This is a genomic window from Natronosalvus rutilus (assembly GCF_024204665.1).
In the GTDB taxonomy this organism is placed as follows: domain Archaea; phylum Halobacteriota; class Halobacteria; order Halobacteriales; family Natrialbaceae; genus Natronosalvus; species Natronosalvus rutilus.
This window is the reverse complement of record NZ_CP100355.1, coordinates 2134012-2145885: the sequence shown is the minus strand read 5'-3', so window position 1 is coordinate 2145885 and position 11874 is coordinate 2134012. Positions and strand designations below refer to the sequence as shown.

General features: G+C 63.3%; 13 protein-coding genes and 1 pseudogene. 5 read left to right on the top strand and 9 right to left on the bottom strand.

The genetic code is table 11. The features are described from left to right. Window positions 1–124 precede the first annotated feature (124 nt). Window positions 125–1162, bottom strand: coding sequence for a sulfite exporter TauE/SafE family protein (locus NGM29_RS10270; protein ID WP_254156005.1), 1038 nt, complete (start codon window positions 1160–1162; stop codon window positions 125–127). A 1-nt stretch (window position 1163) separates the two neighbouring features. After that, on the bottom strand, window positions 1164–1313 hold the full coding sequence (locus NGM29_RS10265; RefSeq protein ID WP_254156004.1) for a DUF7512 family protein: 150 nt from the start codon (window positions 1311–1313) through the stop codon (window positions 1164–1166). A gap of 579 nt (window positions 1314–1892) precedes the next feature. Here NGM29_RS10265 and NGM29_RS10260 point away from each other — a divergent pair. Further along, window positions 1893–2735 (top strand): universal stress protein, encoded by an 843-nt coding sequence (locus NGM29_RS10260; RefSeq protein WP_254156003.1) that lies wholly within the window; start codon window positions 1893–1895, stop codon window positions 2733–2735. A 26-nt stretch (window positions 2736–2761) separates the two neighbouring features. Here NGM29_RS10260 and mobA read toward each other — a convergent pair whose 3' ends face one another. Beyond that, window positions 2762–3412 (bottom strand): molybdenum cofactor guanylyltransferase, encoded by a 651-nt coding sequence (gene mobA, locus NGM29_RS10255; RefSeq protein ID WP_254156002.1) that lies wholly within the window; start codon window positions 3410–3412, stop codon window positions 2762–2764. A 228-nt stretch (window positions 3413–3640) separates the two neighbouring features. Further along, on the bottom strand, window positions 3641–4303 hold the full coding sequence (locus tag NGM29_RS10250; RefSeq protein WP_254156001.1) for a plastocyanin/azurin family copper-binding protein: 663 nt from the start codon (window positions 4301–4303) through the stop codon (window positions 3641–3643). 125 nt (window positions 4304–4428) lie between these two features. On the opposite strand from NGM29_RS10250, the gene NGM29_RS10245 reads away from it, so the two are divergent. Then, on the top strand, window positions 4429–4884 hold the full coding sequence (locus NGM29_RS10245) for a pyridoxamine 5'-phosphate oxidase family protein (RefSeq protein ID WP_254156000.1): 456 nt from the start codon (window positions 4429–4431) through the stop codon (window positions 4882–4884). A gap of 40 nt (window positions 4885–4924) precedes the next feature. Here the strand turns inward: NGM29_RS10245 and NGM29_RS10240 are convergent. From NGM29_RS10240 to NGM29_RS10230, 3 genes and pseudogenes are all read right to left on the bottom strand, one after another. Further along, a pseudogene (locus tag NGM29_RS10240) lies at window positions 4925–5654 on the bottom strand (DUF2270 domain-containing protein). A 96-nt stretch (window positions 5655–5750) separates the two neighbouring features. Continuing rightward, a complete protein-coding gene (locus tag NGM29_RS10235; protein WP_254155999.1) occupies window positions 5751–6188 on the bottom strand; it encodes a TM2 domain-containing protein in 438 nt (145 codons plus the stop codon). Between the two features lie 49 nt (window positions 6189–6237). Then, the gene (locus tag NGM29_RS10230; protein ID WP_254155997.1) at window positions 6238–6687 is read right to left on the bottom strand and encodes a DUF2085 domain-containing protein; all 450 of its coding nucleotides are present in this window, start codon (window positions 6685–6687) and stop codon (window positions 6238–6240) included. 95 nt (window positions 6688–6782) lie between these two features. Here NGM29_RS10230 and NGM29_RS10225 point away from each other — a divergent pair, with 95 nt between their 5' ends. Both NGM29_RS10225 and NGM29_RS10220 read left to right on the top strand, forming a co-directional pair. Continuing rightward, entirely contained in the window at window positions 6783–7073 is a 291-nt protein-coding gene (locus NGM29_RS10225) for an amphi-Trp domain-containing protein (protein WP_254155995.1), read from the top strand. A 159-nt stretch (window positions 7074–7232) separates the two neighbouring features. Continuing rightward, on the top strand, window positions 7233–7700 hold the full coding sequence (locus tag NGM29_RS10220; protein ID WP_254155993.1) for an NUDIX hydrolase: 468 nt from the start codon (window positions 7233–7235) through the stop codon (window positions 7698–7700). 256 nt (window positions 7701–7956) lie between these two features. On the opposite strand, the gene NGM29_RS10215 is transcribed toward NGM29_RS10220, so the two are convergent. Together NGM29_RS10215 and NGM29_RS10210 are read right to left on the bottom strand one after the other, a co-directional pair. After that, window positions 7957–9342: a sodium:calcium antiporter gene (locus NGM29_RS10215; protein ID WP_254155991.1), complete on the bottom strand. Its 1386-nt coding sequence runs from the start codon at window positions 9340–9342 to the stop codon at window positions 7957–7959. A gap of 76 nt (window positions 9343–9418) precedes the next feature. Then, window positions 9419–10084: an AIM24 family protein gene (locus tag NGM29_RS10210; RefSeq protein ID WP_254155989.1), complete on the bottom strand. Its 666-nt coding sequence runs from the start codon at window positions 10082–10084 to the stop codon at window positions 9419–9421. A gap of 294 nt (window positions 10085–10378) precedes the next feature. On the opposite strand from NGM29_RS10210, the gene NGM29_RS10205 reads away from it, so the two are divergent. Further along, window positions 10379–11629 carry a hypothetical protein gene (locus NGM29_RS10205; protein WP_254155987.1) on the top strand — a complete coding sequence of 417 codons (1251 nt, stop codon included), beginning with the start codon at window positions 10379–10381 and terminating at the stop codon, window positions 11627–11629. Window positions 11630–11874: the final 245 nt, after the last annotated feature.

Here is an 11874-nt window from a genome sequence, read left to right as displayed (position 1 = left end):
GCTCCGTCCGTACTGGTGATTGACATCCGATCACCGTTTTTCGCGTCGCTCGAGACCACTGGCTGACGGTCTCGAGTACCGTCTCACGTCGAAAATGGGCCTATCGAACGCGTTCGAGGCCCGACTAATCGGCCGTCGAACGAGCGATCCGGGCGTTCTGGCGCATCGTGGCGACGGTGCTGTAGATGACGGCCCCGCTGACCATGAACGCCGAGAGCAAGATTAGCGCGAAACTGATCGTGCTCAAGACCTCGATGCCGAGGTAATCTCCGGCCTGGCGGAACGCGACGGCGACCGATCCACCCAGGAGCATCAGCCCGAAATAGATCTTGATGTCGCCCTCGTCGACGATGCTGGTCGCCGCCGAACCGATGCGGGCGCCGAGTGCGCTCCCAGCCAGCAGCGGCGCGACGATCGAGAGGTCGACGCCGCCCTCGAGGCCGTAGAGGAACGACCCGATCCCGCCCGAGAAGACGATCTCGAACAGGTCGGTCCCGACGGCCACGGGGACGGGGACCCCGATCAGATAGAACATCGCGGGCATGCGGATGAACCCGCCGCCGACGCCGAGGAAGCCCGATAACAGCCCCGTGGCGAACGCGACGCCGAGAACCATCCACAGCGAGACTTTGATTCCGCCGGCGATGGTCATCATCGGGGGCACGTGGTAGGACTGGATCTTCTTCGCGAGGTCCGGGATGGCGTCCGGGTCGATCTCCTCGTTGGCGGCGTCGTGGTGGCCGCTCGAGCTATCGTTACCGTCACTCTTCAGCGCGTTCCGGGTGACGAACAGGCCGATGGCGCCCAGCAACACGACGTACGTGATGCCGATGACGCCACTGGCGAGGCCGAGTTCCTCGAGGTAGAAGACCCCGATTCGCCCGACTTCGATGCCGGCGGTCGTCCCGACAATCATCAACCCACCGAGTTTGTAGTCGACCTGTCCGAGGTCGTGATGTTTCATCGTCGCGATGACGGCGGTCCCGAAGACGAACGCCATGCCGCTCCCGACCGCGACGCGGGCCGGGTAGCCCATGACCAGGAGCGCCGGCGTTACGAGGAAGGATCCGCCCATCCCGAAGAAGCCGAACAGGACGCCGACCATGAAGCCGAAGCTCACGAACAGGACGAGCATCGTGAGCGCGATGCCGAATACCTCCATGTTAGACGTTCTGGATCGCGTCGATCAGGGGCGGTGCGGCGACTCGCTCGAGCAAGCCGTATCCTCCGTAGAGGACGATCGCCTCGACGAGGACGGCTCCCACGAGGACGCCTGCCTGTACTGGTTCCGATAGGGAGGCGAGCTCGATCATTCGTCTCGACCTCCGTTCTTCGTGCGTTCCGGTTGTGTACGGATCATGGTTTTCTGCTCATCACCTTCTACTGCAGAAGTGCCTATAACGCTTTTGGGATTGGTGCACAATATTACTGCCACCTATCCCACGCCTAACCAACAGAGATATTCGGATACGTTACAGGAATACGAGGGCCTTCGCTGGGAGGGTTGAGCGCGGACCCAACCGTCTCCCGCGCGGATCAGCGCTTCAGTGACGAGGACACGTACCCCTCGTCACGAGGATAGTTGGTCCGGTGTCCCTGGGTTCGTTCGACAGTCGCCGCGCAAACGCCGCGTTCGCTGGAACCGCCCGCTGGCTACTCACGACCGCCATCCCCCTCTCCTCCCCCGTGCCAGGGACTCGAGGCGTCGGTAGGGATCGTGAACGACGAAGAGTAGCTGCTCCATGCGCGTAAACGAATATCTTATCGAACGTACTGTTCAGTGTCGACCGAACGGTTGTACTCGCCGAATCGAGCGATTAACGCCCGAAACGTCCTCCAGCCGGTATTGGATAAACCAAACAATATTATATCTGGGGATCCCTAGTGTCGGTATGAAAGCTGTCCTGGCAACCGACCTTTCAGCCGCCAGTGAGGCGACGATCGAGACCGAGACCTGCCTCGAGTGCCTCGGCCGGATCGGCATCGAGGAGATTCACCTGGTGACGGTCATCCCCTCGAACGTGCACGCGGGCATGCCCGGCATGGACTTCGAGGGGCGGCGTGAACGCGCACTCGAGCGGTACCGCAACGTCATCGAGGGCGCCGGCTTCGACGTCGAGAGCCACGTCGTCCGGGGAACCCCCCACCGGCGAATCAGGGGTATCGCGGAGACGATCGGTGCGAGCATGACCATCGTCGGTTCCCGCGGGAAGAGCCCGCTCGAGAACCGGGTGATCGGGTCGACCGCGCGTAACCTCGCGCGAACGAGCGAGACGCCGTTGCTCGTCAACCGGATCGAGCGCGGCGTCGATGAACCCGAAATCGTCCGCAAACACCTGTTCCAGCGGATGCTCTACGCGACGGACTTCTCCGAGAACGCCGACCGCGCGTTCGACGCGTTCTCGTATCTCCGGCACGCGACTGAGGAGGCGACCCTCGTTCACGTCGAGACGCCGAAAGACCCCGGGCTACCCGAGGGAGAGGACCCCCGCCAGCGACTCGAGGAACTCACCGACCAGCTCGAGGAGTGGGGAATCGATACCCGGATCGAACTCAGGCAGGGCGACCCGGCTGACGAAATCCTCGACGTCGAGGCCGAGTACGAGCCGACGACGACCCTCGTTGGCTCACGCGGACACAGCCGCCTCCGACGGCTCCTGCTCGGGAGCGTCTCCGAGGACATCGTCGCCCGCGCGAAGGGGAACGTGTTGCTCGTGCCGCCGCGCGTGGCCTGATTGCTCGAGAGCGGAATTTCTGCCGGTCAGAACCGCGCCCGTGCCGCCTCGAGGTCCGCTCGCGTATCGATGCTGTCGAACGAGTCGAGCGTCGCGTATCGTTTCCAGTCGGTTGGCTCGAAGACGGTCCACTCGAGCCTGTCGAGTGCGGCCAGGATCTTGCCCTCGTCGGCCTCGAGCGCCGCGCGACAGGCGTCGGCCATCGGCTCCGCCCGGTAGACGGCCTGGGTCGTCTGGAACCAGCCGTCCGGGTGCTTCGGGACGACGGCCGCCGTCTGTTCGTCTGTTTCGCGAGCGTCACCGCTCTCGAGTCGCTCGAACAACGCCTCGAGCAACGCCGGTTCGACGAACGGCATGTCACACGCCACGACCGCTGCAACGGGAGCGCTCGCCGCCTCGAGACCCGTCGCGATCCCGGCGAGGGGGCCACGGTCGGGCGTCTGGTCGACGGCCACCTGGATCGTCCGCGACTCGGATTCGAGCGCGTCCCGGAGGACGTCGACCTGCTCGGCGCGGCAGTTGACGACGAGTTCGTCCGTCACGCCCTCGAGTCGGTCGGCGACGTGGCCGATCAACGGGGTGCCGTCGAGGTCGGCGACCGCCTTGTCGCCGTCCTGGAAGCGAGTCGAAAATCCGCCCGCGATGATGACGCCGGCGCGCGAGGATGTCTCGGGCATCGTGGCTCGAGTTCCCCTTGGCGGTCCGAGTGAATCAGTGCATCGAAGAAGACGAGTAAGCCTCGAGGTATCGGGGAAGCAAAAACCGTCATTGACGTGGAGGACTCGAGCCTCGTCGAGGCTGTCGGCGAGCGGTCGAACGTGCTCGAGACGGTGCGAGTCGGTCATCGACTTGTGCTTGCGCAGAGACAGCGGTTCCCGTCTATCTGCTAGGAGCGAACGTCGGCATCATTCGTTCGGGTCGCTCCCGTATTTCAGAAACGCGTAGACCAGCGTCATAACGACGACGAGCGAGGTGAGGGTCGCGACCAGGAGCGTCACGGCCGGGTCGGGGACGAGGGATGGGATACCCTCACCCCCACCGTCATCGCCGCCTATGGACGCCTCCGGATTGACGGCGATCGTGCCGACCATACCGAGACTGAGGTGCGGGTCGCAGTGGAACTCGTACTCGCCTTCCGTCTCGAACGTGAATTCGTACTCGAAACCGGCGTTCTCGATCGGCTCGTATCCGTCCCAACTGGCGTCGTCGGGTTGGCTGTCGACGGCGACGTTGTGATTGTCGGTGATCCAGACGAACTCCACGAGCGTCCCGGGCGGAATCTCGAGCGGACTTTCGGTCCCGGGTTCGTACGCGTAGTCGACGAGTTCGACGGTCACGGATTCGCCAGCCGTCCCGCCGTCGCCGTTCTGATCGCCCTCCCCGTTGTCCGCTCCTTGCGTCTCGTTTGCGTCGCCGTCCTCGGTTTCGTTGTCCGCACCACCGTCCTCCTGCGCGCTGACTGGCCACGGCACCGCCAGAGCCGTCAGTCCGAGTGCGAGCGAGCGAAGCACTTCGCGTCTGTCGTGCGTGCACTCCGTCCGTTCGGAATCCGATCCACGAACATCCATCGGACGGCGTACCACGACGACGAGCAAAAAGCGCCGGGGACGCTCGAGCGGAAATGATCCGTTTCTCGAGACAGTCTCTGCACTCGTGAACGACCTATTTTTGTCCGACGCTCGTACCGGTCGCCATGCAAGGGCTCCGCTGGGTACAACTCGGTGGCGAGGACCTCGATTCGTTTCTCGACCGGGGCGGGACTGGCGTTCTCTCGTTCGGTTCGACCGTCGAGGAACCGCCGTTCTCGATCCCGGTTTCCTACGGCTACTATGCGGACGAGGGCCACTTCTACTTCCGGCTATCGTTCCCGGAGGGACACAGCGGTGGCAAGGCTGCGGTTCTCGACCGACCGGTCTCGTTCGTCGTCTACGCGGAGACCGACGACGGGTGGCACAGCGTCGTGGCGACCGGGTCGCTCGAGGAGATCTCGGACGCGCCGTACGAATCGGCGGCGGTCCAGGGGATGTGGGCAGTTCAAATTCCGGCCGTCGACGTCTTCGAGCGACCGCCCGAGGACGTGACGTTTCGCGACTTTCGGCTCGTGCCGGACCGCGTCACGGGTCGGAGAGAAGTCGAGACGGCTGAGTGACCGTCGCCCGGGTTTGGTGGCAATGGGATCGAGAAGCCGTCTACCGTCCGGACTTCCACTCGCCGTGATCGCCCTCACGAAACTCCCCTTTCGCCTGCCGCCCGCGTGGCCAGAGGCCGATGGCGACGGCGGCCAGGTACCACAAGGGCGCAAACGGCGACGACCACTTCTCCAGGGACGAGAGCGATCGACGCCGACTCGAGCCGGGTGTCGCTCGGGACGAACGCCGTGATCCGAAAGGCCCACGCTAGCACCAGCACGGTGAACAGCGCCAGATAGATTCGGCGGAGTCGGTTCGCGAGCGCCTCGAGCAGAGACACTTTCACCGTCGGCCGCCGATAATCGTCGCTCAACTCGACGCGCCACTCGGGATTGTCGACGGGCGCGTCGGGATCGAGCGCCGCCGCCAGCAGATTCTGTTGCATGAGGCGGACGCGAGCGCGATACACGTCGTAATCCCGGTAGCGTCTGGCTTCGATGAGCAGAAACATCGTAACTACTAGCCCTGCGATTAGAATGATGTAGTGTGGATTGTCCCCGCTCGAGAACGCCCAGGTCAGGATGGCTGCCATGATGGTGACGCTCCAGGTCGTCGTCTGATCGAGGCGCGAGCGCCAGGTCGTTTCCCGGGAGACTTCCCCGCGATAGGTGTCCCCTAACACCGAACTGATGGTCGTTCGATCTCGCTCGAGGTCGCTTCCGATCGCTGCGTCGCCGTCTCGTGCTCGTGTATCGCCGGTGTCGGTCGAGTCGTCGCTCGAGGGTGGCATATGGGTGTTACGCGGGCGAAGATGATGAACGAAGGTGGGGGTGCCGGTGGTCTCGAGGCGCGGACGTACTCGCAAGAAGAACGGCGATTGGACCCGTTATCGACCCAGCAGACTTCCGTCGGCCCACTTCTCCTCGTACTCGGCGTCGTCGGCTATCAGCATGAGGATTCCTTCGATCAGTCCGAGGACTGCCGGAATCCCAGTCCAGAAGAAACACAGGTACAGCACGCCGAGTTTCATGTTCCCCTGGTAGAACTTGTGGGCGCCGATTCCGCCGAGCAACAGCGCGAGGACGCCGGCAGCGATCTTATCCGAATTGGACGACCCGCCACCCGACGCGGGCTGTCGAGCACCACACTCCGGGCACATCTCCGCCTGTCTGGTGATGAGTGACCCGCACTCGACGCAGTACTTCTCGTTCGCGCCGCGTTCCCCGTGGCTTCCCTCGAGGGAAATCGATTGATTGACTCCGCAACTCGGGCAAACCGATGCCTGATCCTGGATTTCGTCGCCGCAGTTGATGCAGTGTTTCATGGACAGGTGTCAGCGAAACTTCTCACACACGAGATAAATAACTAGGTGTTCACTCGAATCGACGAAGCGAGTACGAGAGCAAGAGGCCGGCGAGGAGCCCGTAAGCGAGACCGACGACGAGCACCGCCAGCACCGACTCGAGGAACAGGAGTGAGAGACCCAGGCCGTAGCCGAAACCGAGCAGCGCGCCGGTCAGCGTTCGCCCGGCGTTCGTCCCGCGGGTCTCTCGAAAGGTCGTCACGGACCAGTCGAGGAGTGCGGGTGCGGGGAGGATTGCCACGAGAAGCGTCGGATTCGCTGGCAACGGAGCGAACAGATACGCGAGAAAGCCGGCGACGATGCCCGGATAGATGCCCAGACACCGGGCGCAGACGTCCACCCGACGGCCGAAGACGACCGGCGAGTAACACCGGTGCCGTTCCGAGGGCAGGTGGTGGGCGAGCAGGAACCGCTGAGTCTCGGCTAGCCCCTTCCGGAGTTCCGCTCGATCGACGCCCATACGTACTCGTGTCGGAGCAACCGGATGAATCTACTGGACGGTCACACTGACTCGAGCGACGCCCCTATCCGCATCCGACCCGAATCGATATCACCATGTCGTCAGACGAAACCGACGCCGAACGAACGGTGATCCGAAGCGGCCGGAAGTTCGAACAGGCGTACCGCCTCGACGCGGACGAGGTCGGCGCCTTCCTGATCTCCCTGGGCGAACAACTCCAGGCGGGCGACGAACTCACGATCAGCGACGACGAGTGGGAACTCCCCTTCGCGTTCGGCGAACCAATCGAACTGGAGATCGACTTCGACGGGGTGGGCGACCCCGAACTCGAGATTGAACTCGAGCTTCCGGGGCGGACCGACGAAACTGCGCCGCGAGTCGTGTAAGCCGAACGAGCCAAGCGAATCGGATCCCCGCCCCGACGACTCGAGGTGCGTTCGAGGACGACGGTCTCGTCTCTCTCGTCGGTCGGAAGAGACCTTTAATGACCCTAGTACTCCTTGGGTGATACCTTTTTATGTATTACCGTGATTGAGTGGTATAGAATGGGCACTCGATCACCGACGTACGTGCACAAATCGTGCGCGTACATCACTCGAGACGAAGCGGAGCTACTGGCGTTCGAGAGCCCCGAGCACGACGGACTGCAGATTCCGAAGGGAACGATCGAACCAGGCGAGTCACCTCGAGCGGCCGTCTTTCGGGAAATCGTCGAGGAGAGCGGCCTCAGCGCGGTTGGCCCGACCAGCCACGTTGCCAGCGACGTCTGGAACCGGTACGAGTCCCCGCCGAAGTACTACGTCAGACACTTCTTCCACGCGACGGTCCACGACGCGCCCGACGAGTTCACCCACGTCGTCACCGGCGAGGGTGATGAAGTCGGCCTCGAGTTCGAGTACTCCTGGATCGACCTCCGAGAGCCACACTCGTTCGCGCTCGACCTGGACGACTACCTCTACCTGCTCGAGGGGGCGCCGGACCAGCCGACCGCCGTCGGCTCCGCCGCTGACTGATCGCAGTGCGCTCCCCTGGACGGGCCCGGACGACGCGATTCTCGGACAGGTAGCTGGCGATTGGAACCGCGATATCGACCCTTTTCCGGGTTCGAAGCGACCCCGGGACTTTCGAAAAGTTCGCACTCGAGACTCGAGGCACAGGCTACTGAAATGCTGAAAGCCAGTGCACAGAAGAACCTCCAGACACGTGACGCCTCCCGGCTCGTCGAAAACAAGCGGATGAAGTGTAACGCTTTGAACGAAGGGGACAGAATCAGTCGTCGGCGCCGTGAGCGCGGTCGTCACCGGAGGACATCGCCTCGCCGATCGTCCCCGCAGTCCGACGGAGGAGGATCAAAAATTCTCGACGACGCTGGACGAACAACGTCACCCCGAGAACGATGTAGACGATGGAGTACGCTAGCAAAAGTTCGATACTCGAGACGGGGAGCGTCACGAAGTCTCGGATGATAATGAACTCGAGCAGAACCTGCGAGAGGAACAACACGAGCAGCGTCAGCGCCTCCGTCACGGAGATTTCGAACCGGATTAGCAGCGAGACGGCGAAGAACGACTGGGCGGCGGTGAGCCAGATTTCGGCCTCCTGCTTGAAGTCGAACGCGAGCACGCCGTAGCGCCCCAGCGCGATCGAGTAGACGACCACGAGTGTCCCGATGAGCAGCGTCCACTGGTTGAGCTTCGAGGAGATGAGGGCGTTGAACCCCGCCGTCGAGCGCGCCTTGTTCACCAGGTAGACAACGACGATGAGTTCCGGCGCCTCCGAAGCCAGCGGGGCGATCCACTGGATCATGAAAAACGCGGGGATGCCGATCCCCTCGCCCAGGAACTCGAGGCCGTGAGCGAAGGGTTCGACGGCCGTGAAGATCATCGTCCCAGAGTACGCGAACAGCCCAAACACGGTAGCTATCCGGAGTCGCTTCGGGAAGTGCTGGAGGTACGCGGGAACGCCGACGTGGTCCGTGTCGGGTTCGACGTCGCCCCGGATGATTACCGCGATGTAACAGACGTAGAGTCCGACCAGGACCAGCATGTCGAGGATGTCGATGCCGCCGTTGAGCGGCACGAGGAACGCCCACAGGGTCGCCAGTAGGAGGAAGACGACCTCGAGCCCGATTTCGCGGTCGAGAACGACCGAGTCGGAGAGGATGCCGCGTCTGTTTCGCACCGCTGGATCGTCGGACGCCCCAGTCCGATAGATCGTAAAGAGCGCGATGCCGGCCCAGCCGAGGCCGATGAGGATGCGGTTCGCACCGGTCATGTTTGCGACGGCGAGGTTCCCGGCTTCGGCGCCCCGCGGGGTTCCCGCGAATGCACCTGCGTTCCACGCGTAGAGCGCGTCGACGGCGTACTCGGGGGCCACCGCCAGGACGGCGAGGACCGCGATTGCAAACGCCTGTGGGACGTCCTTCTCGGCGGTCTCGGCGGCCCACGCGAGGAGGAACGCCGAGCCGAGGACGGCGAGTCCCGTCACGAACACGGTCTCGAGGGTCGAGAGCGTGGCGAGAACGGTCGGCGCCTGGTACCCGAGTCCCAGCCGGGGCGCGAGCCATGGAAGGATGGTCGTTGCTCCGCCCACGACGACCCAGGGGAGCGTCAGTGCGAACGCGGCCGACAGGGCGAGGAGGATTCGTCGGTTCATAGAACGGATCTCGAGAGACGGACGGTAACGCGTACCGACCACTCTACGAGACCCGCCGCGATGATACCGTGGCCTGCTACTGCTGTGGACCGTGTTCCTCGTACGGCTGCACGACGACGAATCCCTCCGATCCCGTGAACTCGAGCTGGTAGGTCTCGTCTGAAGACTGGCCGATCATGTTCGAGAGCGTCCGGTCGACGTGACTCCCGGGCGTCGTGCTGCTCCACGCGACGGTCGCGCTCGGGTCGGTCCGGACCGGCGGCCGCAGTACCAGCGGCGACCCGTGGGTCGTGATCGCGACGCAACCCGGTCCGACGAGTGAAACGTTCGTCAGTCCGCCCGCCGAGAAGCCCGCGATGCTCTTGATGGTCCGGATCTCGTAGTTCACGCTCGATTCGAACGCGAGCACGTCGTCTCCGTTGACCGAAATCTCCTCGCCGTCCTCGAGTTCGAGTAGCTGGATCTTCTTCTCCTGATCTGCGAGGTAGAGATGGCCGGTGCCGGTCGCCTCCATCACCGGGGTTCCCTCGCTCGTCGCCTTTTCCTTGAGGAATCCCTTGATGCCGCCCTCGGCGGAGGACTTTCCTTTGAACGAGACCTCGCCGCTGTAGGCGATCATCGATCCGGCCTTCGCGATCACCGACCCGTCGAGGTCGATGTCCAGGAGTTTGTCGCTCTCGAGTTGAAAGGTCTCGCCGCCTTCTCTGGGTTCGTTCGCATCGACAAATTCGTTGACGTTCATGATATCTGAGCCGTTCGGCTCTATCGGTTCCGATGGAAGGGAGTGGGCAAATAAGTATGTGTTCAGCGCTAGCGCGTCAGGAGTTCGATCCCGGAACGCCGACGACCGGTTTTCGAGTGAGGGGGCGGTCGCTCGAGTGAACGGGTGGTGTGACCGTGAGAGGGATGAAGTCGAACGCGATCGTAGCGCGCTATCAGTACGCTTCGAATTGGCAGGGTTGGTCGGCCTATCCACGAACTCACACGGGGACGTCGCCACCAGCCGTTAAGGCCCCCCACGATGAACCGTCGGACGATGTGTCGTTCTCTATCGGGCGACCGCGACGGGCCGACGCTCGTGGCGGCCGAGTGCGAGGGTTCGACCGGGTTGCAAGTCGACGTGGGGGTGCTGGTCGCACACGCGCCGGGAACCGACCCGGACCAACTCCAGTCGTTTGCGACGCAAACCTCCGAAGATACGGTCGACGAATTCGCGTCGGTCACGGACGTCACCTGGCGGTTCTACCTCGAGGACGCGGTACCGCTCGCAGATCACGACAAGCGACGGCCTTCGGAGTTCCTCGACCGCGCCACGCACCAGATGGTCGAGGGGCCGTACGACTTGATCCTCGTCGTGACGGACGTTCCGCTCGTCTCGAGCAAGGAGCGGTTCGTCCCCGGACTGGCGTCGCCGCTCTCTCGCGTCGCGGTCGTCTCGACGAACAACCTCCGCAATGCGCCCCGCAACGAACCTCGACGCTCGCTCGAGGACGACGCCGTCCGCTGGAATACGGCGACGCTCGTGGTCCACCTCGTCGGGCACATGCTGGGTGCTCGTCACCGCGACGCCGACGGGGGCGTCATGGAGCCGTTCCAGTTCGATCCGGACCGACGGGCCGTGCCGCCGTTCGACGCGGACGTCGAGCGATATCTCCATCGGATCGCCGCGGAGCTTCCCGCAGCCGAGGCCCGCCCGCGCGGCCTGGTAGCGCGTCTCGTCTTCCACGCGGCCAGTGCCGTCCGAAACCCCAAACGAGTCCTGCAGGCGCTCGGTAACAGTCGGGCACCGTTGTTGCCGCTCTCGTTACCAAAGCTGTCGACGGCCGCGCTGGCACCGACGCTCGTCATCGTCTTCAGCGCCGAATCCTGGGACGTCGGTTTCCACATGACCAACGTGACGGCAGCACTGTTCGCAGTCGTCAGTATCTTCACGGCAACGCTCTACCTCCTGTTCGTCCAGAACCTCTCCTTCCCGCGGAAGCGACATCGGATCGTCACCGAACACACGGCCCTAGTCAACGTCACTGTCTTCTTCGTCCTCCTTCTGGCGATGGTCGGCTTATTCGGGCTCGTGTGGGCGATCATCCTCGTCATCGAACTGGTCGTCTTTCCGCCGAATCTGATGTCCAACTGGCCGAGTCTCGAGGAGCCGGCCGTGGGCTTCGTCGATCTCGTCCGGACCGGTGCGTTCATCAGCACCATCGGGGTACTTTCGGGCGCGTTGGCGGGCGGGCTGGAGAGTCGGCTCATCATCAGCCACCTCGCACTGTTTCCCGATCGTCCGTAGCCTCCTCATCCGAATTCGAATGCGCCGATTTCCCTGGGAGGACGAGAAGTAGGACTAGTAATTCGATGGCGCCGGCACTCACGACTGGTCTACTATTCACAGCCGCTGTGTTCAGTTTCTGTAGTGTTCGCTCGTACAGTAGTCCTACCAATGCGAGATTGGGTCACGTCCGGCTTTGTGTAACTCCAGAAAGCCTATCCGTACTCCCGCCACGGTGGTTCCTAGACGATGTGGAACCGTACGGC

Excerpts from the sequence above, each read along its gene's own strand:
- NGM29_RS10210 (WP_254155989.1), bottom strand. The coding sequence starts at position 10,084 with ATGAACGTCAACGAATTTGTCGATGCGAACGAACCCAGAGAAGGCGGC.
- NGM29_RS10260 (WP_254156003.1), top strand. The coding sequence starts at position 1,893 with ATGAAAGCTGTCCTGGCAACCGACCTTTCAGCCGCCAGTGAGGCGACG.
- NGM29_RS10205 (WP_254155987.1), top strand. The coding sequence starts at position 10,379 with ATGTGTCGTTCTCTATCGGGCGACCGCGACGGGCCGACGCTCGTGGCG.
- NGM29_RS10220 (WP_254155993.1), top strand. The coding sequence starts at position 7,233 with ATGGGCACTCGATCACCGACGTACGTGCACAAATCGTGCGCGTACATC.
- NGM29_RS10235 (WP_254155999.1), bottom strand. The coding sequence starts at position 6,188 with ATGAAACACTGCATCAACTGCGGCGACGAAATCCAGGATCAGGCATCG.
- mobA (WP_254156002.1), bottom strand. The coding sequence starts at position 3,412 with ATGCCCGAGACATCCTCGCGCGCCGGCGTCATCATCGCGGGCGGATTT.
- NGM29_RS10250 (WP_254156001.1), bottom strand. The coding sequence starts at position 4,303 with ATGGATGTTCGTGGATCGGATTCCGAACGGACGGAGTGCACGCACGAC.
- NGM29_RS10230 (WP_254155997.1), bottom strand. The coding sequence starts at position 6,687 with ATGGGCGTCGATCGAGCGGAACTCCGGAAGGGGCTAGCCGAGACTCAG.
- NGM29_RS10225 (WP_254155995.1), top strand. The coding sequence starts at position 6,783 with ATGTCGTCAGACGAAACCGACGCCGAACGAACGGTGATCCGAAGCGGC.
- NGM29_RS10245 (WP_254156000.1), top strand. The coding sequence starts at position 4,429 with ATGCAAGGGCTCCGCTGGGTACAACTCGGTGGCGAGGACCTCGATTCG.
- NGM29_RS10215 (WP_254155991.1), bottom strand. The coding sequence starts at position 9,342 with ATGAACCGACGAATCCTCCTCGCCCTGTCGGCCGCGTTCGCACTGACG.
- NGM29_RS10270 (WP_254156005.1), bottom strand. The coding sequence starts at position 1,162 with ATGGAGGTATTCGGCATCGCGCTCACGATGCTCGTCCTGTTCGTGAGC.
- NGM29_RS10265 (WP_254156004.1), bottom strand. The coding sequence starts at position 1,313 with ATGATCGAGCTCGCCTCCCTATCGGAACCAGTACAGGCAGGCGTCCTC.